The organism is Streptococcus mitis (assembly GCF_002096845.1).
In the GTDB taxonomy this organism is placed as follows: Bacteria; Bacillota; Bacilli; order Lactobacillales; family Streptococcaceae; genus Streptococcus; species Streptococcus mitis_A.
In genome coordinates this window covers 63802-84254 of sequence record NZ_NCVK01000034.1, presented here as the reverse complement: position 1 = coordinate 84254, position 20453 = coordinate 63802, and the positions used below count along the sequence as shown (strand labels likewise).

General features: G+C 40.1%; 23 protein-coding genes. 17 read left to right on the top strand and 6 right to left on the bottom strand.

The features are described 5' to 3' along the window. Positions 1 to 57 precede the first annotated feature (57 nt). The 12 genes from B7695_RS06915 to pepC all read left to right on the top strand — a co-directional run bounded on the left by B7695_RS06915 (position 58) and on the right by pepC (position 9610). Complete coding sequence (locus B7695_RS06915; protein WP_084890661.1) at positions 58 to 579, top strand: DnaA ATPase domain-containing protein; 522 nt, start codon at positions 58 to 60, stop codon at positions 577 to 579. Positions 580 to 688: 109 nt separating this feature from the next. Further along, positions 689 to 1639 carry a helix-turn-helix transcriptional regulator gene (locus B7695_RS06910; protein ID WP_084890659.1) on the top strand — a complete coding sequence of 317 codons (951 nt, stop codon included), beginning with the start codon at positions 689 to 691 and terminating at the stop codon, positions 1637 to 1639. Between the two features lie 7 nt (positions 1640 to 1646). After that, positions 1647 to 2957, top strand: coding sequence for a DUF262 domain-containing protein (locus B7695_RS06905; protein ID WP_084890657.1), 1311 nt, complete (start codon positions 1647 to 1649; stop codon positions 2955 to 2957). After that, on the top strand, positions 2951 to 4828 hold the full coding sequence (locus B7695_RS06900) for a DUF262 domain-containing protein (protein ID WP_084890655.1): 1878 nt from the start codon (positions 2951 to 2953) through the stop codon (positions 4826 to 4828). Before B7695_RS06905 ends, B7695_RS06900 begins: the two co-directional genes overlap by 7 nt. An 89-nt stretch (positions 4829 to 4917) precedes the next feature. After that, on the top strand, positions 4918 to 5181 hold the full coding sequence (locus B7695_RS06895) for a type II toxin-antitoxin system RelB/DinJ family antitoxin (protein ID WP_000047860.1): 264 nt from the start codon (positions 4918 to 4920) through the stop codon (positions 5179 to 5181). Then, the gene (locus tag B7695_RS06890) at positions 5174 to 5452 is read left to right on the top strand and encodes a type II toxin-antitoxin system YafQ family toxin (RefSeq protein WP_042900272.1); all 279 of its coding nucleotides are present in this window, start codon (positions 5174 to 5176) and stop codon (positions 5450 to 5452) included. The genes B7695_RS06895 and B7695_RS06890 overlap by 8 nt, the downstream gene beginning before the upstream one ends. A 20-nt stretch (positions 5453 to 5472) precedes the next feature. Continuing rightward, positions 5473 to 5625, top strand: a complete 153-nt coding sequence (locus B7695_RS06885; RefSeq protein ID WP_000776626.1) for a hypothetical protein — start codon at positions 5473 to 5475, stop codon at positions 5623 to 5625. A 21-nt stretch (positions 5626 to 5646) separates the two neighbouring features. Then, positions 5647 to 6888, top strand: coding sequence for an aminopeptidase (locus tag B7695_RS06880; protein WP_084890653.1), 1242 nt, complete (start codon positions 5647 to 5649; stop codon positions 6886 to 6888). A 9-nt stretch (positions 6889 to 6897) separates the two neighbouring features. After that, the gene (locus tag B7695_RS06875) at positions 6898 to 7128 is read left to right on the top strand and encodes a GlsB/YeaQ/YmgE family stress response membrane protein (RefSeq protein WP_084890650.1); all 231 of its coding nucleotides are present in this window, start codon (positions 6898 to 6900) and stop codon (positions 7126 to 7128) included. A 20-nt stretch (positions 7129 to 7148) separates the two neighbouring features. Further along, entirely contained in the window at positions 7149 to 7352 is a 204-nt protein-coding gene (locus B7695_RS11475) for a hypothetical protein (protein ID WP_239822269.1), read from the top strand. A gap of 89 nt (positions 7353 to 7441) precedes the next feature. Further along, positions 7442 to 8164, top strand: a complete 723-nt coding sequence (locus tag B7695_RS06865; RefSeq protein WP_084890648.1) for a pseudouridine synthase — start codon at positions 7442 to 7444, stop codon at positions 8162 to 8164. A gap of 111 nt (positions 8165 to 8275) precedes the next feature. Beyond that, positions 8276 to 9610 (top strand): aminopeptidase C, encoded by a 1335-nt coding sequence (gene pepC, locus B7695_RS06855; protein ID WP_084890646.1) that lies wholly within the window; start codon positions 8276 to 8278, stop codon positions 9608 to 9610. 55 nt (positions 9611 to 9665) lie between these two features. On the opposite strand, the gene B7695_RS06850 is transcribed toward pepC, so the two are convergent. The 6 genes from B7695_RS06850 to B7695_RS06825 all read right to left on the bottom strand — a co-directional run bounded on the left by B7695_RS06850 (position 9666) and on the right by B7695_RS06825 (position 14917). Beyond that, complete coding sequence (locus tag B7695_RS06850; protein ID WP_000136865.1) at positions 9666 to 10577, bottom strand: PTS system mannose/fructose/sorbose family transporter subunit IID; 912 nt, start codon at positions 10575 to 10577, stop codon at positions 9666 to 9668. Positions 10578 to 10600: 23 nt separating this feature from the next. Continuing rightward, complete coding sequence (locus B7695_RS06845; RefSeq protein ID WP_000022716.1) at positions 10601 to 11404, bottom strand: PTS mannose/fructose/sorbose transporter subunit IIC; 804 nt, start codon at positions 11402 to 11404, stop codon at positions 10601 to 10603. 25 nt (positions 11405 to 11429) lie between these two features. Beyond that, positions 11430 to 12419 (bottom strand): PTS sugar transporter subunit IIB, encoded by a 990-nt coding sequence (locus B7695_RS06840; protein ID WP_084890644.1) that lies wholly within the window; start codon positions 12417 to 12419, stop codon positions 11430 to 11432. 244 nt (positions 12420 to 12663) lie between these two features. Beyond that, a complete protein-coding gene (gene adhP / locus B7695_RS06835) occupies positions 12664 to 13683 on the bottom strand; it encodes an alcohol dehydrogenase AdhP (protein WP_084890642.1) in 1020 nt (339 codons plus the stop codon). A gap of 108 nt (positions 13684 to 13791) precedes the next feature. After that, entirely contained in the window at positions 13792 to 14088 is a 297-nt protein-coding gene (locus tag B7695_RS11470) for a hypothetical protein (protein WP_142358875.1), read from the bottom strand. Between the two features lie 16 nt (positions 14089 to 14104). Next, positions 14105 to 14917: a Cof-type HAD-IIB family hydrolase gene (locus B7695_RS06825; RefSeq protein WP_084890640.1), complete on the bottom strand. Its 813-nt coding sequence runs from the start codon at positions 14915 to 14917 to the stop codon at positions 14105 to 14107. Positions 14918 to 15106: 189 nt separating this feature from the next. Between B7695_RS06825 and B7695_RS06820 the strand changes: the two genes are divergently transcribed. The 5 genes from B7695_RS06820 to folE all read left to right on the top strand — a co-directional run bounded on the left by B7695_RS06820 (position 15107) and on the right by folE (position 20328). After that, positions 15107 to 16525, top strand: coding sequence for an NCS2 family permease (locus B7695_RS06820; RefSeq protein ID WP_000359256.1), 1419 nt, complete (start codon positions 15107 to 15109; stop codon positions 16523 to 16525). A gap of 57 nt (positions 16526 to 16582) precedes the next feature. Then, positions 16583 to 17290 (top strand): CPBP family intramembrane glutamic endopeptidase, encoded by a 708-nt coding sequence (locus tag B7695_RS06815; protein ID WP_192855749.1) that lies wholly within the window; start codon positions 16583 to 16585, stop codon positions 17288 to 17290. A 198-nt stretch (positions 17291 to 17488) separates the two neighbouring features. Next, positions 17489 to 18469 (top strand): dihydropteroate synthase, encoded by a 981-nt coding sequence (folP, locus tag B7695_RS06805; RefSeq protein ID WP_192855748.1) that lies wholly within the window; start codon positions 17489 to 17491, stop codon positions 18467 to 18469. Position 18470: 1 nt separating this feature from the next. Then, complete coding sequence (locus B7695_RS06800; protein WP_084890636.1) at positions 18471 to 19793, top strand: bifunctional folylpolyglutamate synthase/dihydrofolate synthase; 1323 nt, start codon at positions 18471 to 18473, stop codon at positions 19791 to 19793. Next, positions 19774 to 20328, top strand: a complete 555-nt coding sequence (gene folE / locus B7695_RS06795; RefSeq protein ID WP_084890634.1) for a GTP cyclohydrolase I FolE — start codon at positions 19774 to 19776, stop codon at positions 20326 to 20328. Before B7695_RS06800 ends, folE begins: the two co-directional genes overlap by 20 nt. Positions 20329 to 20453: the final 125 nt, after the last annotated feature.

The window sequence follows — 20453 nt, the reverse complement described above, 5'->3', positions numbered from 1 at the left end:
ATATGTCCACTTGATTTGTTATAATTCTCTTAAAAATAATAGAAAAGAGAGTATAATATGGTGGATCAAGGAATTTTAAATTCTAACGTGTCAATTGAAGAGCAAATTTACAATTTTGAAAAAGGCTTGAAAGATGATGGGAGTGATTGGACTGGGTTCCCACAAATAGACTTAAAAGAAGATTCTCAATGTATTTATATTTGCGGTATTTCAGAGACTGACAGATGGCATTTGTTTTATACGTTAACTAAAATAAAACCTGCTACTCCAATAGCATCACTTGGATATTATCGAGTGAGAGATAATTTGATTTTTTCTAAACATAGTCAATGGATAAAACTGCAAATGGAGCATACAGAGTATGACTTGATTTTTCTGGAGGGAGTTCAATTTTTGGGAGAGGCTGATCAAAGGGTACAGGAATACTGGATGCAGCAATTCAAAGAGAATAAGAAAAGAAGCAAACTCTTCATTGTATATTCAGACTGCTTACCCGAAGACTTAAAAAATATGGATGAATCCGTAGTTGAGTTCTTCGAATCTGGCATAGTGGTACAGTTGAAATCACCTAAGGGCTAGTTTATTTTGCTTTAATCGTTTTGAATATAAAGTGCTAGTTAGACTATAGAAGTGATGATAATGTACTAGAAATAATATTGTTTGAATAATATGTAGAAGGAAATTGCAAATGAATGATCAAGAGAGATTACTAACTATCTTTTTACGCTTACAGTTTGGGACTCCGTTAGGAAAAAAGCAACTGGCTCAGGAATTTGAGGTTAGTGAAAAGACGATACAGAGAGATTTTTCGCTACTCCGTGATATTTTATCTAGTAACACCAGTTATAGTGGAGATTTGCTTTATAACCGTAAGACGAATAAGTATTGTTTAGCAAGTAAGTCAGTTTTTAATAAAAAGGATATTCTCGTTATTTCAAAGATTTTATTGGAAAATCGAGCACTGAATAGACCAGAAATTGCTAGCTTACTAAAAAATTTACTGGTTTTGGTTCCCCGTGATGATCAGAAAGAAATTGAGCAGATTATTGGCAGTGAAAAGCTGAACTATGCTCCCTTAACGGATCAACAAAATAGAATAGAGAAAATATGGAATTTATCAGAAGCTATTTTGCATGAACAGGTTCTAGATATTATCTATCAAAAACCTTATTCTGAATCTTCTAAGAGGCAGACTGTTTTGCCAGTCTCTCTTTACTATGATAGTCATTATTTCTATCTGGTTGTTTACCAGTTGAAACATGCTACTTATATTACCTTAAGAGTAGACCGTATCCAGTCATGGTCTCTTAGTGGTATAGAGAAACCCTCTATTTCTTATCGAGATAAATTTAGAGATGGCGACATTCGTAACGAGAGAGTAGATGCTTTTATCGGGAAGAAAATCAGTATTGAAATCGAGTATTTGTACGAACCGACGATTGTGATGGATCAATTTCCAAATGCAAAAATAGTTGGGAAAAATGGCGACTGGACTCATTTTCAGTTTGAAAGTCAGCATACACCAGGGCTTAAACGCTGGTTGCTGGGACAAGGGGAAGCAGTTACTGTTTTGTCTCCTCGGATTTTAGTAGAGGATATGAAGCAAACAGTTCAAGAAATGATAGATAAATATAGATGAGGATAAAATGACTATTCAATTTACTTCTAAAAAGGTTGGAGAACTATTGAAAGAAGGGAAGTTGCGGATTCCTTCTTATCAAAGACCATATAAATGGAACAGAAAACATATCCGTAATCTTTTTTATGATTTACGAGATGCTATGGGGAAAAAGGAATATCAGATTGGTTCCGTTATCTTACATGAAAATGATGGATACGATATTGTCGATGGACAGCAACGGCTAATTTCAATTTCCTTGTTTCTTCATTTATTAGATAGATTAGAGAATTATAAGGGTGCTAAGCAACTGCTGAGTGCTGAAGAATTTGGAGAGCTATCTTGCTATCATGCGAGTGAAAATTATAATGAGTGGAAAAATTTAACTCAATTAGTTGGCGAAAATCAGGCAAAAGATATTTGCAATTTTTTATTAGAGAATTGTGCTGTCTCTGTGATTACTATGCCCAAAGAACGATTATCAGAAGCCTTTCAGCTATTTGATTCTCAGAATAATCGTGGAAAATCTCTAGAACCTCATGATTTGCTCAAAGCCTATCATCTTCGCAAGCAAGATTCCGAAGATGAAAGAATTGTGGAAAAGTGGGAGCAATTTGTAGAGGATAAAGAGTTAAGTCTCAAAGAGTTATTTGATAAACATCTTTTTCGTATGAGACGTTGGTCGCGAGGAGAGACAGGATTGACAAACAAGCGTTATGGTTCTTATCTCCGTTTTACAGAGGATTTTATTGACGATTTTAAAGGCGTTGATTTGAACCAGAATTTTCCATATCTAGAATTGTATCGTCATATTGAAAATCTCCCCATGTCCATTACTATGCCAATCATTGATGGAAGTAAATTTTTTGAGTATATTGAATCTGCTTATGAAACTATTAAAGAACATAAAGATTTTTTAAATGAAGAGTTAGGATTTTCTGATGAACCTGAAGGGGAAGAAAAAAATCTAGCTTACCCAGAAGGTATGTTGAACATTTACAATAGCTCAAAAGGACGCTACCTCAAGTGTCACAATATATTCTTAAATATATGCTCGCTTTTTGCAGATAGATTTGGAAAAGATGAGCTATTGAAGGAGATAGTAGAGACCTTGTTTATTTGGTCTTATTACCCACGAGTTAAGTCTAAAGCTATATACGATGCAACGGTAGGAAACTATGTTGCTGGTGGAAGGTTTAGACAAAAAGAGATTCAAAAGCTATTTCAACTTTTATCCCATGCTGTTACTCCGAATGATTTCATGATCAAGATAGATAGAGAATTATTTGAAAATTATACTGTGGACAAGATTATAGAAGAGGAAAAAGATAAATGGTAGAAACACATATAAGCTTATCGGTTAATCGTTTGTTAAATGAAGATACCTATGCTATTCCTCTTTATCAGAGAAATTTTGCTTGGACTTATAATGAAATCGAGCAGTTATTGAACGACGTAGCAGATGCTTTTCAAGAAAATAGAGACAATTATTATAGAGACAATTATTATATTGGAACATTAGTCGTTAATAAAGAGAATGATATTTTCAAAATCATAGATGGGCAACAACGAACAACAGCCCTTAATTTGATTGCCTTAGCTTTGAAGCATGAGTTTGGTTTTGATAGATTGAAAGCTGTCAATCTTACCTTCCCAGCTAGGAAGAAATCAAATAAGAATATTCAAGATTTATTTGCCAAGAAAAAAATTTTAGAGGGCGATGAAAATGAGCTGACTAGAGGCTACAGACATGCTAAAGACGCATTAAAAAAAGTGTTAGAAGAGCGCCAATTGGATCCTCAGTCTTTCGTTGATTATCTTTTTGATAATGTCATCATTTTTCGGAGTGTACTTCCTGAGGATTTAGATTTGAATCTTTATTTTGAACGTTTCAATTCTCGAGGAGAACAACTAGAGGCTCATGAGATTCTTAAGGCGCGAATGATGGCTAAGTTCGGTACAAATCAAGAAATGGCGCAAAAGTTTGCAAGGATTTGGGATGCCTGTGCAGAGTTTGATAAGCCGGTAATAAAAACTTTTCAAATCCGAAGTAGACCAAACAATACTGATGAAGAGGGGGAGAAAATTTTTGGTAAAGAATTTACTAACTTCAAATTGGAAAGTGTATTTGAGAAAATAAGAGTAAAAAAAATTGAGCAACGAAGTTTACTAGATGCAATTACTCAGACAAAATATGAAAGTAGTAGTTTAGTAAATAATGGAGCAGATATTTCAAATTATACGACTGTAATTGATTTTCCAACATTTTTGCTTCAAGTTTTTTTCATCATGGAAGGAAATGATGAAACTACATTTGATGATAAAAAATTATTGAAAATTTTTGAAATTGAACGACGAGATAGAGAATGGGTCCAACAATTTGGGCAACTACTTCTGACTATGAAGCATATATTTGATACGCTTATCGTAAAAAATGTCCAATTAGAAAATGAAACCGAATGGCAAATCAAACGAGGTAAGTATGAGACATATAAACGAAATGAAATTCGAATTAACTTTCAAAAAAATACTTTTGACAATTTAAACAAAAACATTATCCTCCTTCAATCTATGTTTGCTGTGACCTTTACTGCTAATCGTGATAGTCGTTGGTTATATGAAATCTTGCAATTCTTGTTTAACCATATTGAAGAGTTAAATCAAACAGAATTTGCTAGTCAGTTTAAGGATTTTCTTGAAAAAATGGCAGTGAGATATGCTGAGGAAAGATTGTTTACTGAAGATAAAAGTATCAAAAAATATGGAGCAATTCCTGTTTACGCTTTTAACTTTGTAGATTATGTTTTATGGAAAAATCGTGCCGAATTAGAGAAAGAGTACAAGGATATTAATTTTGATCATTTCAAATTTGCATATCGTCGCTCCATAGAGCATTGGTATCCTCAGAATCCAAATGGACATGATGGAGAGAGCCAATTACCTGCGGAGTTTTTACATTCCTTTGGCAACCTTTGTATTATTACCGATAGTCAGAACTCCAGGTTTGGCAACTCCTATCCAGAAGCTAAATTAAAACAATGGGAAAAAGAAGATATATTCCATCGTCAAAGTTTAAAATTACAGATGATGGCAAAGATAACTTCTAAAAAAGATTCTGGTTGGGGTCCGAAACAAATAACAGAACTGGAAAAAGAGATTTTGACTAGGGTAAATCATTTTATAGAAAATAAGACATCAGAACAACTATAATCATCTATTCAAAGAGGCCATTGTATATCTAATAGATTTACATTAGCCTTCTTTTTTGTTAAAATAGTCTATAGAAAGAGGGTGAGAGTATGTCAAAGACGAGTATGAGCATTCGTCTGGATAGTGAGGTTAAGGAGCAGGCCCAACAGGTGTTTAATAACCTGGGAATGGATATGACAACGGCTATTAATATTTTCCTTCGTCAGGCTATTCAATATCAGGGATTACCTTTTGATGTTAGGCTAGACGAAAATCGGAAGTTGCTCCAAGTGTTAACGGATTTAGACCAAAATCGTAATATGAGCCAGTCTTTTGAATCAGTCTCAGACTTGATGGAGGACTTACGTGCTTAAGATTCGTTACCATAAACAGTTTAAAAAAGATTTTAAGTTGGCTATGAAGCGTGGTTTAAAGGCAGAATTATTAGAAGAAGTTTTAAATTTTCTTGTTCAAGAAAAAGAACTTCCTGCTAGATATCGTGATCATCAATTAACGGCATCCAAGCATTTTCAAGGAGTTCGTGAATGCCATATCCAGCCAGATTGGCTTTTGGTTTATAAAGTAGACAAGGAAGAATTGATTTTAAATTTGCTGAGGACAGGAAGTCATAGTGATTTGTTTTAATCTATTTTAAGGAGTTCAGGATGAAACTAAGAATTTTTGCGGAAGATAAGCCGGCTGAGAAGGTATTTGAATATCAATTAGAACTTGCTGATCAGACAATTCTTCTATCAACAGCACTTTTGTCAGGTGCCATTGCTTTAGCAGGATTATTCTCTGCTTTGAAAGAAAAATAAATATAGAAAAGAGAAAACAACATGGTTTTACCAAATTTTAAAGAAAATCTAGAAAAATACGCGAAATTGTTGGTTGCAAATGGAATCAACGTGCAACCTGGTCACACTTTGGCTCTCTCTATCGATGTGGAGCAACGTGAATTGGCGCATTTGATTGTCAAAGAAGCTTATGCTTTGGGTGCGCATGAGGTTATTGTTCAGTGGACAGATGATGTCATTAACCGTGAGAAATTCCTCCATGCGCCGATGGAGCGTCTGGATAATGTACCAGAATACAAGATTGCTGAGATGAACTATCTTTTGGAGAACAAAGCTAGCCGTCTTGGGGTTCGTTCTTCTGATCCAGGTGCCTTGAACGGAGTGGATGCTGACAAGCTTTCAGCTTCTGCTAAAGCTATGGGACTTGCCATGAAGCCAATGCGAATCGCAACTCAATCCAACAAGGTTAGTTGGACTGTAGCAGCCGCTGCTGGACTTGAGTGGGCTAAGAAAGTCTTTCCAAATGCTACGAGCGACGAAGAAGCAGTTGATCTCCTTTGGGACCAAATCTTCAAAACTTGTCGTGTCTACGAAGCAGATCCTGTTAAGGCTTGGGAAGAGCATGCAGCTATCTTGAAGAGCAAGGCCGATATGCTTAATAAAGAGCAATTTTCAGCCCTTCACTACACAGCGCCAGGAACCGATTTGACCCTTGGCTTGCCGAAGAACCACGTTTGGGAATCAGCTGGGGCTATCAATGCACAGGGAGAAGGATTCTTGCCAAATATGCCGACAGAGGAAGTTTTCACAGCGCCTGATTTCCGTCGCGCAGATGGTTATGTCACTTCTACAAAACCGCTTAGCTATAACGGAAATATCATCGAAGGTATTAAGGTAACCTTTAAGGATGGACAAATCGTTGACATCACTGCTGAGAAGGGCGATCAAGTCATGAAAGACCTTGTCTTTGAAAATGCGGGTGCGCGTGCCTTAGGTGAATGTGCCTTGGTACCAGATCCAAGCCCAATTTCTCAGTCAGGCATTACCTTCTTTAACACTCTTTTCGATGAAAATGCGTCAAATCACTTGGCTATCGGTGCAGCCTATGCAACTAGCGTTGTTGGTGGAGCGGAGATGAGCGAAGAGGAGCTTGAAGCTGCGGGGCTTAACCGTTCAGATGTTCACGTAGACTTTATGATTGGTTCTAACCAAATGGATATCGATGGTATCCGTGAGGATGGGACACGTGTACCACTCTTCCGTAACGGAGATTGGGCAAATTAAAGAGATAATATGTTAGGAAGTATGTTCGTAGGTCTCTTAGTGGGATTTTTAGCAGGTACTCTGACCAATCGTGGAGAACGCATGGGATGTTTTGGAAAAATGTTTCTCGGATGGATTGGTGCCTTTATAGGCCATTTGCTTTTTGGGACTTGGGGACCGATAATAGCAGGAATTGCCATTATTCCGGCAGTACTAGGTTCCATGATTGTCTTAGCGATTTTCTGGAGACGAGGAAGTTAATTTCCTAAATCTGATACTCAATGAAAATCAAAGAGCAAACTAGGAAACTAGCCGCAGGTTGCTCAAAGCACTGTTTTGAGGTTGTAGATAGAACTGACGAAGTCAGCTCAAAACACTGTTTTGAGGTTGCAGATAGAACTGACGAAGTCAGCTCAAAATACTGTTTTGAGGTTGCAGATAGAACTGACGAAGTCAGTAACATATATACGGCAAGGCGACGTTGACGCGGTTTGAAGAGATTTTTGAAGAGTATGAAACGAAAAGGAGGTTGGTCATTGTACCAGCCTCCTTTTGAGTATGATATAATAGTTCTATGAGATTAGATAAATTTTTAGTTGCCTGCGCTGTGGGGAGCCGGACTGAGGTCAAAAACTTGCTCAAGGCTGGGCGCGTGACGGTAAATGGTAAAAAAGAAAAATCAGCTAAATTGCAGATTGATGAAAAAATAGATGAGATTCGCTTTGATGGGCAAGTTTTGGAGTATGAAGAGTTTGTCTACTATATGATGAACAAGCCCAAAGGAGTTATCTCAGCGACTGAGGATCCTAAGCACAGGACCGTTCTGGACTTGTTGGATGACTTGGCTCGGAGCAAGGAAGTTTTCCCGGTAGGACGCTTGGATATTGATACACATGGTCTTCTACTCTTGACCAATGATGGTCAGCTTGCCCATGCTCTTCTTTCACCAAAGCGTCATGTGGACAAGACTTATCTGGCCCATGTCAAGGGAATTATGACCCAAGAAGATGTGGAGATATTTGCTGAGGGTATTCCTCTCAAAGACTTTACCTGTCAACCCGCTAGACTGGAGCTTGTGTCCATAGATACAGAAAAGAACCAAAGCCAAATCCGTGTGACCATTGCAGAAGGGAAGTTTCATCAGGTCAAGCGTATGGTGGCCTACTGTGGCAAGGAAGTAGTAGACTTGCAACGTTTGACTATGGGAACTTTAGTTTTAGATGAGAACTTGCAGCGAGGAGAATGGCGTCGCTTGACCAAGGAGGAATTAGAAAATCTTCTTGCAAGTATGGCTTAGTTTGGTTTATATTCTAAAAAGGTGAGAGACAATGTCCTTGCCTTTTATGTTTTTCAGTTGCTTCCTTTGTGAAAAGAGTTATAATAGACTGTAGAATAAAAGGAGGAATCTATGAACGCGATTCAAGAATCATTTACTGATAAACTATTTGCCAATTATGAAGCAAATGTAAAATACCAAGCGATTGAAAATGCTGCCAGCCACAACGGAATTTTTGCAGCCCTTGAGCGTCGCCAAAGCCATGTAGACAACACACCTGTTTTCTCATTGGATTTGACCAAGGACAAGGTAACTAACCAGAAAGCATCTGGTCGTTGCTGGATGTTTGCGGCTCTCAACACCTTCCGCCACAAGCTCATCTCACAATACAAACTGGAAAATTTTGAGTTGTCACAGGCCCACACATTCTTCTGGGACAAGTATGAGAAATCCAACTGGTTCTTGGAGCAAGTCATTGCGACTGCAGACCAAGAATTGACGAGCCGTAAGGTTAAATTCCTACTTCAGACACCTCAACAAGATGGTGGTCAATGGGATATGGTGGTATCTCTTTTTGAAAAATATGGTGTCGTGCCTAAGTCAGTTTACCCTGAGTCAGTTTCATCTAGTAGCAGTCGTGAGCTAAATGCAATCCTTAACAAATTGCTTCGTCAAGATGCTCAAATCTTGCGTGACTTGCTTGCTTCTGGCGCAGACCAAGCGACTGTTCAAGCTAAGAAAGAAGAACTTTTGCAAGAAATCTTTAACTTTCTTGCTATGTCTTTAGGACTTCCACCACGTAAATTTGACTTTGCTTATCGCGATAAGGATAACAACTACCAAAGTGAAAAGGGCATCACACCACAAGAATTTTACAAGAAATATGTTAATCTTCCTCTAGAGGACTATGTTTCTGTTATCAATGCTCCAACTGCTGATAAACCATACGGTAAATCTTACACAGTTGAGATGTTGGGGAATGTGGTTGGTAGCCGTGCAGTTCGTTACATCAACGTGCCGATGGAGCGCTTGAAAGAGTTGGCAATTGCTCAAATGCAAGCAGGTGAGACTGTTTGGTTTGGTTCTGATGTCGGCCAGCTCAGCAACCGCAAAGCTGGAATCCTTGCGACAGATGTTTATGACTTCGAATCAAGCATGGACATTCAATTCACTCAAGACAAGGCTGGACGTCTGGACTACAGTGAAAGCTTGATGACCCACGCCATGGTCTTGACAGGTGTTGATTTGGACGAAAATGGCAAGTCAACCAAGTGGAAGGTTGAAAACTCATGGGGAGACAAGGTCGGTACAGATGGTTACTTTGTTGCCTCAGACGCTTGGATGGACGAATACACATATCAAATCGTTGTCCGCAAAGAATTGCTGACAGCTGAAGAACAAGCTGCCTATGAAGCAGAACCAATTGTACTTGCACCATGGGATCCAATGGGAGCCTTGGCCGAATAAAAGTATAGAAAAAAGGAATCAGATTTTAGAACCTGATTCCTTTTAAGTTGCTTGATTACATGATGTGAAGAACATGTGCCACAATACCCACTGCGAAGAGTGCAAGGATAATAGTGATTGGAGATACTTTTTTCTTAAGCAAGTACATGCAAAGGAAAGTAAGGAGTAGTCCTGATAGTCCAGGAATCAACATATCCAAGTTTTGTTGGAAAGTAGTAACTTTTTCAGATGTTTGAGATAATCCTTGTCCTACTTGTGCGAATGCTTCTTGGATACCTTTAGATCCTTCTGGCAATTTATCCCAATGGATATAAGCCTTTTCATCTAGTTGAACTTTGGCAACATCGAAAGCAAATTTAATATTTACCCAACGTTGAACAAGGACAGCAAGAATGAACATACCAAGGATAGAAGCACCTTTAGTGATGTCTTGGAGGATACCGCCAGACATATCTTTAGTGATTTCTGATCCAGCCTTGTATCCAATCTCTTGTGTATACCACAAGAATGACATACGAATCAAGTTCCAAAGAACGAAGAAGAGGATTGGACCTAAGATATTACCAGTAAGGGCAAGTGAAGCACCGAGTGATCCAAGGATTGGGCGTACTGTAAACCAGAATACTGGGTCACCGATACCAGCAAGAGGTCCCATCATACCGATTTTAACCCCTTGGATAGCAGCGTCATCAATTTCAACACCGTTAGCACGTTCTTCTTCAAGTGCAAGAGTAACCCCCATGATTGGAGCGGCTACGTATGGGTGAGTGTTGAAGAACTCAAGATGGCGTTCAAGAGCAGCGATTTGATCTTCTTTTTTAGTGTAGAGTTTTTTAAGAGCTGGAATTAATGAGTAAGCCCAACCCAAGTTTTGCATACGTTCATAGTTCCAAGAACCTTGTAAGAAAGTTGAACGCCACCAAACTTTTTTACGATCTGATTTAGTTAATTGAAGTTTTTCAGTCATGATGTTTTCAGTCCTTTCTTATCTTAGTAGTCTTCTAGGATATCGCCGATTGGGTCGTTAGAAGTTGCGGCTCCTCCGCCACCATTTCCACCAGTTTTAGAAAGGTGAAGGTAGATAAGAGCGATAGCAACACCGATAGCACCAAATCCGATTAGAGTAATATCTGACACGGCAGCAAGCACGAAACCGATAGCGAAGAATGGCCATACTTCACGAGTTGCCATCATGTTGATAACCATAGCGTAACCAACGGCAACGACCATACCACCACCGATAGCCATACCGTCTTTAAGCCAATCAGGCATAGCATTTAGAATGCTTTGTACGGTTTCAGTTGGTACCATTAGAAGGAGTGCTGCAGGAACTGCAATACGAAGACCTTGAAGAAGAAGTGCGACAAAGTGAGCACGTTCAACTGCTTTGAAGTCACCTTTTTTAGCAGAAGCATCAGCAGTATGAACCAATCCGACAGAGAGTGTACGGACAATCATAGTCAAGAATAGACCAGCAACTGCAAGAGGGATAGCAACCGCTTGGGCAACACCGATACCTGTCTTAGTAAAGTCGCCACCAAGAACCATGATAATGGCAGCAGCAACAGAAGCAAGAGCAGCGTCAGGAGCTACGGCAGCTCCGATGTTAGCCCAACCAAGGGCGATCATTTGAAGAGAACCACCAAGGATAATCCCTGCTTCAAGGTTACCAGTAACAAGACCGATAAGGGTACAAGCTACGATTGGTTGATGGAATTGGAACTGGTCGAGGATACCTTCAAGACCTGCTAGGAAGGCTACAACGACTACTAAAACCATAGAAATAATAGACATCTTTAAAATCCTTTCATAAAATCGATTATTGCACGTTTGCTTTGTTGATCAAGTCAAACAAATCTTTTTTCGTGTCGTTTGGTACTTTACGTACATCAAATTCAACACCGAGGTCACGCATTTTTTCAAATGTTGCAACGTCGTCTTTGTCCATAGACAAAACGTTGTTAACCATTGTTTTACCAGTTGAGTGAGCCATTGATCCAACATTAAGAGTTTTGATTGGCACGCCACCTTCGATAGCACGAAGAGCATCTTGAGGTGTTTCAAACAAGATAAGGGCATGTGTTTCTCCGAAGCGAGGATCTTTTGCAACGTCGATTAGTTTTTGGATAGGAACAACGTTTGCTTTCACTTTACCTGGAGCTGCTTGTTTAATCAATTCTTTACGTAATTCGTCTTTAGCTACGTTATCTGAAGCAACGATGATACGATCTGCTTTTGAGTCTGGAGTCCAAGCAGTTGCAACCTGACCGTGAAGTAAACGAGTGTCTAGACGGGCAAGGTTGATTTTGAGTTTACCGTCTCCGATGACAGTTCCTTCTGGAATAGCAGCTTGGGCTACAGGAGCAACTGCAGCAGTTGCAACTTCTTCAACTGGATTTAACTCTTCTGGAAGAGCTTTGATGCCATCTTTGGCTTCTTTGATAATATTCGCAGCGACTTTTTCCACACCTGCTGTAGCGTCCATGAGGCGCTCTGTATAGGCTTGGATTAACATCGGTAAGTTAAGTCCTGTGATGATGGCAAACTTACGCTCAGGATTTTCTCCCATCACGCGACTAGCTTGGTTAAATGGAGATCCACTCCAAAGGTCAGCCAGAACTAGAACCTCATCTTCTGCGTCAAATGCAGCAACAGCGTTATTAAACTTAGCGTATAAATCATCAGGACCTTCATTTGGCATAAAGGTTACAACTTGAACCTTTTCTTGTTCACCAAAGATCATAGATCCTGACTGATGAATACCCGCAGCAAATTCGCCGTGGCTCGCAATAATGATTCCGATACTCATTATTGTCATTCCTCCTTTTTTGTTTTAGTTTTCGTTTAAGAAAACTTTAAGACTGTTTAAGTATAAACCGTTTTCATATAAAAAGCAACTATTTGATATAAAATATTCAAGAAAACATTTAAATAGTGTATTTAATGATATTGATATAATAAGGTTTCAAGAAGACATAGTAATTTTTGATATTAAAATTTAATATAAAAAAGTTGGAAGCGTATTCCAACTTTTAAAATAGGTTTTTATTAGATTAGTGGGTGAAATCGAGTACCATACGTCCTTGGATTTGACCTTTTTCCATTTCGTCGAAAATGGCTACGGCATCTTCTATTGGACGTTTTTGAACAACTGGAACTACTAAACCTTCTGCACCGAATTGGAAGGCTTCTTCCAAGTCTTTACGAGTTCCTACAAGAGAACCGATGACTTGGATTCCATCTAAAACTGTTTTCACGATGCTGAGTTCCATCATTTCAGAAGGAAGACCAACAGCGACTACGCGACCACCGGCACGAACTGAGTCAACAGCCTGGTTGAAGGCAACTTTAGACACAGCAGTTACGACAGCTGAATGAGCTCCACCATCAGTTTTTTCTTTGATGAGTCCAGGTACATCTTCAACTTCTAGGCCATTAATCACAATATCAGCACCAACTTCTTTTGCAAGGGCAAGTTTGTCGTTATTGATATCAACTGCGATGACATGTGCATTAAATACTTTTTTAGCATATTGAACTGCGAGGTTACCAAGTCCACCAGCACCGTAAAGAACAACCCATTGACCTGGTTCAACTTTTGCTTCTTTAATCGCTTTATAGGTTGTTACACCAGCACATGTGATAGAAGAAGCTTGGGCTGGATCAAGTCCGTCAGGAACTTTGACAGCATAGTCTGCAGTTACAATACATTGTTCAGCCATACCACCATCTACTGAGTAGCCAGCATTTTTTACTGTACGGCAAAGGGTTTCGCGACCAGTTGTACAGTATTCGCAAGTGCCACATCCTTCAAAGAACCAAGCAACGCTGACGCGGTCGCCGACTTTAAGGCTTTTAACATCTGAGGCAATTTCCTTAACGATACCAACACCTTCGTGTCCTAGTACACGTCCTGGTACTTGACCAAAGTCACCATGGGCAACGTGGAGGTCAGTGTGGCAAACACCACAGTATTCAATTTCTACAAGTGCTTCTCCAGTTTCAAGTGGACGGAGTACTTTTTCTTCAATAGCAACACCAGTGCTTTCTGGATTTACAACAACAGCTTTCATAGCTATCCTCCTTGATATTAACTGAGAGCAGGAGAAACAGGACTGGATTGATTTTGTGTCAACAGAGTCGAGTGTGACGAGCTCTCTTGTATTTATATGTGAAGTATATCACAAAAGAAAGCCTTTTCCAAGGTTTTGGAGGCAAAAAGTAGAACAATCGATTAACTGGTTGATGAGACTGTGAAAAGAACACAAAGACCAGCCCGCAAGCTGGTCATACTCTTCGAAAATCTCTTCAAACCACGTCAGCTTTGCCTTGCCGTATATATTGTTACTGACTTCGTCAGTTTCATCTACAACCTCAAAACAGTGTTTTGAGCTGACTTCGTCAGTTTCATCTACAACCTCAAAGCAGTGCTTTGAGCAACCTACGGCTAGCTTCCTAGTTTGCTCTTTGATTTTCATTGAGTATCAGTATAGGTTATAAGAATAAATCTTGCAGGGTTTTGGCAACCCCATCTTGGTCATTGGTCAGGGCAATTTGCTCGTCGGCATAAGGGAGTAGCTCTGGGTTGGCATTTTTCATTGCATAACCTTTCCCAGCAAAAGCAAGCATTTCGGTATCATTGTGCTCATCTCCAAAAGCAATCAAATCTTTTTTGTCACGGTTCATTACCTTGAGCAAGTAGTCCAAAGCAAAGGCTTTGTTGACACCTTTGGGGGTACACTCAAGGATATTGAGCGGACCTCCCCAGGTATTGATAGACAGTTGATGCTGGTAGAAGGCGTTCATTTCTTTTGCCAAGGCATATTTGTCACTGGCTCTGGTCTGCAAGAGGATACAGTTAGGATCCTTGGTTACCAATTCAGGCTGGAATTGATTTTCAGGCTGGAAAGCTTCTACACCAAATAGTTTTGGATTGGCAATTTCTTCATTAGGATTTGTGATGTAGAATTTTTTACGATATTCTCCAGCGATAAAATCGGCTTGAATGTCCTCTGAACGTCGAACCATATCTAGCAGATATTTTTTGTCTACCGTCAAACACTTTTCAAAATGCCAAACTTGGTCTGGTAAATGAGTAAGGGAGCCGTTGAAATTAATCATAGGAGTGTCTAAGCCAAGCTCGCGGTAAAAATCTTTTGACATTCGGTAAGGGCGACCCGTCGTAATAATAACCTGATGGCCTTTTTCGGCAACTTTTTTTATGGTTTCTTTGGTAAAGTCAGAAATTTGACTGTCTGAGTTGAGTAGGGTTCCATCCAGGTCAACTGCAATAATTTTTTTCGTCATAGGGACCTTTCTAGTGTCTTTTCAGATAAGATGTCTACTATTATAACAGAAAGCAGGCAGAAAAGCAGATTCGAAACCAAAAAAGAAATTTCATCAAATTCTTAAATAAATCAAACAAAGATATTGAAAAAGTGAATGATAAATGATATAATTCTATTATTGTTCATAAAAATTAAAAGGAGATTGATAATGGACAAATTATTTAAACTAAAAGAGAACGGTACAGACGTTCGTACAGAGGTTCTCGCTGGTTTAACGACTTTCTTTGCAATGAGCTATATTCTCTTTGTAAACCCACAAATTCTTTCGCAAACAGGAATGCCTGCTCAGGGTGTCTTCCTCGCAACGATTATCGGTGCAGTTGCTGGTACCCTGATGATGGCCTTCTACGCCAACTTGCCATATGCTCAAGCGCCAGGTATGGGACTCAATGCCTTCTTTACCTTTACAGTTGTATTTGGACTCGGTTATTCTTGGCAAGAAGCCCTAGCTATGGTCTTCATCTGTGGAATTATCTCATTGATTATTACCTTGACAAATGTTCGTAAAATGATCATTGAATCGATTCCAAACGCCCTTCGTTCAGCTATTTCAGCTGGTATCGGTGTCTTCCTTGCCTACGTGGGAATTAAGAATGCTGGGCTTTTGAAATTCTCTATCGATCCAGGAAATTATACGGTTGCAGGAGAAGGTGCTGATAAGGCTCAAGCAGCGATTACAGCAAATGCTTCAGCAGTTCCAGGATTGGTCAGCTTTAATAATCCAGCTGTTTTGGTGGCTCTTGCAGGACTTGCTATCACAATCTTCTTTGTCATTAAAGGGATTAAAGGGGGAATTATCCTCTCTATCTTGACAACAACTGTTCTTGCTATTGCAGTTGGTTTGGTAGATTTGTCAAGTATTGATTTTGCTAATAATCATGTTGGTGCAGCCTTTGAAGACTTGAAGACAGTCTTTGGTGCAGCTCTTGGTTCAGAAGGTTTGGGAGCTTTGATTTCAGATACAGCTCGCTTGCCTGAAACTCTGATGGCTATTCTTGCCTTCTCATTGACAGATATTTTTGATACAATTGGTACTTTGATCGGTACTGGTGAAAAAGTTGGTATCGTAGCGACAAATGGTGAAAATCACCAATCAGCTAAGTTGGACAAGGCTCTTTACTCTGACTTGATTGGTACTTCAATTGGTGCCATCGCTGGTACTTCAAACGTAACGACTTATGTTGAGTCTGCTGCTGGTATTGGTGCAGGTGGACGTACAGGTTTGACAGCCTTGGTTGTGGCAATCTGTTTTGCAATCTCAAGCTTCTTTAGCCCACTTCTAGCGATTGTACCAACAGCCGCTACAGCTCCAATCTTGATTATCGTTGGAATTATGATGTTGGCTAGCTTGAAAAATATCCATTGGGATGATATGTCTGAAGCGGTTCCTGCTTTCTTCACATCTATCTTTATGGGATTCAGCTACTCTATCACTCAAGGGATTGCAGTTGGTTTCTTGACTTACACTTTGACTAAGCTTGTCAAAGGTCAAGCTAAAGATGTTCATGTCATGATTTGGATTTTGGATGCCTTGTTTATCCTTAACTATATCAGCATGGCCTTATAATAGGATAACCCAGGGGGGATTTCCCCCTTTTTTAATACAAAGTCTAGGAGATGAATGATGGAAGAGAAAAGTATGTGGAAAGAATTATTGAATCGTGCAGGTTGGCTGTTAATCTTTTTGCTAGCGACAATCTTATATCAGATTCCTATAGGGGTTACTGCTATTTTAACTTTAAATGAAGTACCACTGTTACAGTCAGGACTGATAGTCGCTGGTATTTCGATTGTGGTTCTGGTGCTATTTATTTTTGGAGCTCGTAAAACGCAATTAGCAAGTTTTAATTTTTCATTTTTTAGAGCTAAGGATTTGGCACGATTGGGCTTGAGTTATTTAGTCATTATCTGTTCAAATATACTTGGTTCTATCTTGTTACAACTGTCAAATGAGACGACAACAAGTAACCAGTCTCAGATTAACGATATGGTTCAGAATAGTTCTCTGATTTCCAGTTTCTTCTTGTTGGCCTTGCTTGCTCCAATTTGTGAGGAAATCTTGTGCCGTGGGATTGTTCCTAAAAAGATTTTCCGAGGAAAAGAGAACTTGGGATTTGTAGTCGGTACGGTTGTGTTTGCTTTATTGCATCAACCGAGTAATTTACCTTCTTTATTGATTTATGGAGTTATGTCGATCGTTCTGTCTTGGACGGCTTACAAGACCCAACGTTTGGAAATGTCTATCTTACTTCACATGATTGTGAATGGGGTTGTTTTCTGTTTGCTGGCTCTCGTGGTGATTTTGAGTCGGACATTAGGGATTTCTGTTTAATACTCAATGAAAATCAAAGAGTAAACTAGGAAACTAGCCGCAGGCTGTACTTAAGTACGGCAAGGCGACGTTGACGCGGTTTGAAGAGATTTTCGAAGAGTATAAGATTTTTGACAATTGCTTACTTGTTTCTACTGGGAAAAAGATGAATGCAATCGTGTCCATCTTTTTCTTTTTATGGTAAAATAGAGAAATAATATGATGAAAAGCCTTGAGGGAGTGACCGATATGTCAACTAAAGCCAATCATGCAAAGACAGCTATTTGCGGAATTATCAATGTAACCCCAGACTCCTTTTCGGATGGTGGTCAATTTTTTGCTCTTGAGCAGGCGCTCCAGCAGGCTCGTAAATTGATAGCAGAAGGAGCCAGTATGCTCGATATCGGCGGAGAATCGACTCGGCCGCGGCCGGGAAGTAGCTATGTTGAGATAGAAGAGGAAATCCAGCGTGTTGTTCCAGTGATTAAAGCGATTCGCAAGGAAAGTGATGTCCTTATCTCCATTGATACTTGGAAGAGTCAGGTAGCAGAGGCTGCTTTGGCTGCTGGTGCCAATCTAGTCAATGATATCACTGGTCTTATGGGTGATGAGAAAATGGCTCATGTGGTTGCTAAGGCTGGTGCGAAAGTAGTCATTATGTTTAATCCAGTTATGGCGCGACCTCAGCATCCTAGCTCACTCATATTTCCTCATTTTGGCTTTGGTCAAGCTTTTACAGAAAAAGAGTTAGCTGACTTTGAAAAATTGCCAATCGAAGACTTGATGGAGACTTTCTTTGACAGAGCCTTAGCGAGAGCAAATCAAGCTGGGATTGCACAAGAAAATATCCTGTTGGATCCAGGAATTGGCTTTGGTCTGACCAAGAAAGAAAATCTCCTTCTTTTACGGGACCTGGATAAAGTCCATCAGAAAGGCTATCCAATCTTTCTCGGAGTGTCGCGCAAGCGATTTGTCATCAATATCCTAGAAGAAAATGGTTTTGAAGTCAATCCTGAGACAGAACTCGGTTTCCGCAATTGGGACACGGCCTCTGCTCATGTAACCAGTATCGCTGCGAGACAGGGTGTGGAAGTGGTGCGCGTGCATGACGTAGCCAGTCACAAGATGGCAGTTGAAATTGCCTCCGCTATTCGTCTGGCTGATGAAGCGGAAAATTTAGATTTAAAACAATATAAATAAGATGAAAGAATTTGAAAATAATCAGTGGATTGCTAACTACCGGACGGATCAACCGCATTTTGGCTTGGAACGAATGGTGGAACTGTTAGCTTTGCGTGGCAATCCCCATCTAAAACTCAAGGTCATCCATGTCGGAGGGACTAACGGCAAGGGTTCGACCATTGCTTTTTTGAAAAAGATGCTAGAAAAGCTAGGACTGAGAGTTGGCGTGTTTAGCTCGCCCTATCTCATTCATTACACAGACCAGATTAGCATCAATGGGGAATCCATTCCAGAGGCTAGGCTAGAAGCCCTCATGGCAGACTACCGGTCTTTGCTTGAGGGGGAATCGGCTGCTAATTTGCAGGGGACAACTGAGTTTGAGATTATCACAGCTATAGCCTATGATTACTTTGCCGCAGAGCAAGTAGATGTGGCCATCATGGAAGTTGGCATGGGTGGACTTTTAGATAGTACCAATATTTGCCAGCCTATTCTAACAGGCATCACGACCATTGGCTTGGATCATGTGGCCCTACTTGGTGACACCTTGGAGGCCATAGCAGAGCAGAAAGCTGGTATTATCAAACAAGGCATTCCCTTGGTAACAGGTCGTATCGCTCCAGAAGCTTTGGGTGTGATTGACAGTATTGCGGAAGGGAAAGATGCGCCGAGACTTGCCTACGGGACAGATTATCAGGTCAGCCATCAAAAGAGTGTGGTTACAGGCGAAGTCTTTGACTATACAAGTGTTGTCAGACAAGGTCGCTTCCAGACTGGTCTGCTTGGTTTGCACCAGATAGAGAATGCTGGGATGGCCATAGCTTTACTTGATACTTTTTGTCAAGAGGATGGTCGAGAACTAGCAAGCAATGACTTGATTGTCCAAGCCTTGGAAGAAACAAGATGGCCGGGGCGTCTGGAGGTCGTGTCAAGGAACCCCTTGATGATCTTGGATGGAGCCCACAATCCCCATGCTATCAAGGCTTTATTGGCAACCTTGCAAGAACGCTTTGCAGATTATCATAAAGAAATCCTCTTTACTTGCATCAAAACCAAGGCCTTAGAGGATATGTTGGACTTGCTGGGGGCCATGCCAGATACCGAGTTTACCCTGACACATTTTGACGACAGTCGGGCGACTGATGAAAGCGTGCTGAAAGAGGCAGCTAAGTCTAGAAATCTCAGCTACCTAGATTGGCAGGATTTTCTAGAGCAGAAATTGACAGATAAAAAAGAAGAGAAACAAACAGTTAGGATTGTCACTGGTTCCTTGTATTTCTTGAGCCAAGTGAGAGCCTATCTGATGGAGAGGAAAAACGAAAATGGATACACAAAAGATTGAAACTGCTGTAAAAATGATTATCGAGGCTGTAGGAGAGGACGTTAATCGCGAGGGCTTGCAGGAAACACCTGCTCGTGTCGCTCGTATGTACCAAGAGATTTTTTCAGGTCTTGGTCAAACAGCGGAGGAACATTTGTCAAAATCTTTTGAGATTATTGACGATAATATGGTGGTAGAAAAGGATATCTTTTTCCATACCATGTGTGAACACCACTTTCTGCCATTTTATGGGAAAGCGCATATTGCCTACATTCCAGATGGTCGTGTGGCAGGCTTGTCTAAGCTAGCCCGTACGGTTGAAGTTTATTCGAAAAAGCCACAAATCCAAGAACGATTGAATATCGAAGTAGCCGATGCCTTGATGGAGTATCTAGGTGCTAAAGGAGCCTTTGTTGTCATTGAGGCGGAACATATGTGTATGAGCATGCGTGGTGTCAGAAAACCAGGCACTGCAACCTTGACGACAGTAGCTCGTGGTCTATTTGAAACAGATAAGGACCTCCGAAATCAGGCTTATCGTTTAATGGGACTATAATACTCTTCGAAAATCAAATTCAAACCACGTCAGCTTCCATCTGCAACCTCAAAACAGTGTTTTGAGCAGCCTGCGGCTAGCTTCCTAGTTTGCACTTTGATTTTCATTGAGTATAAAAAGAATCC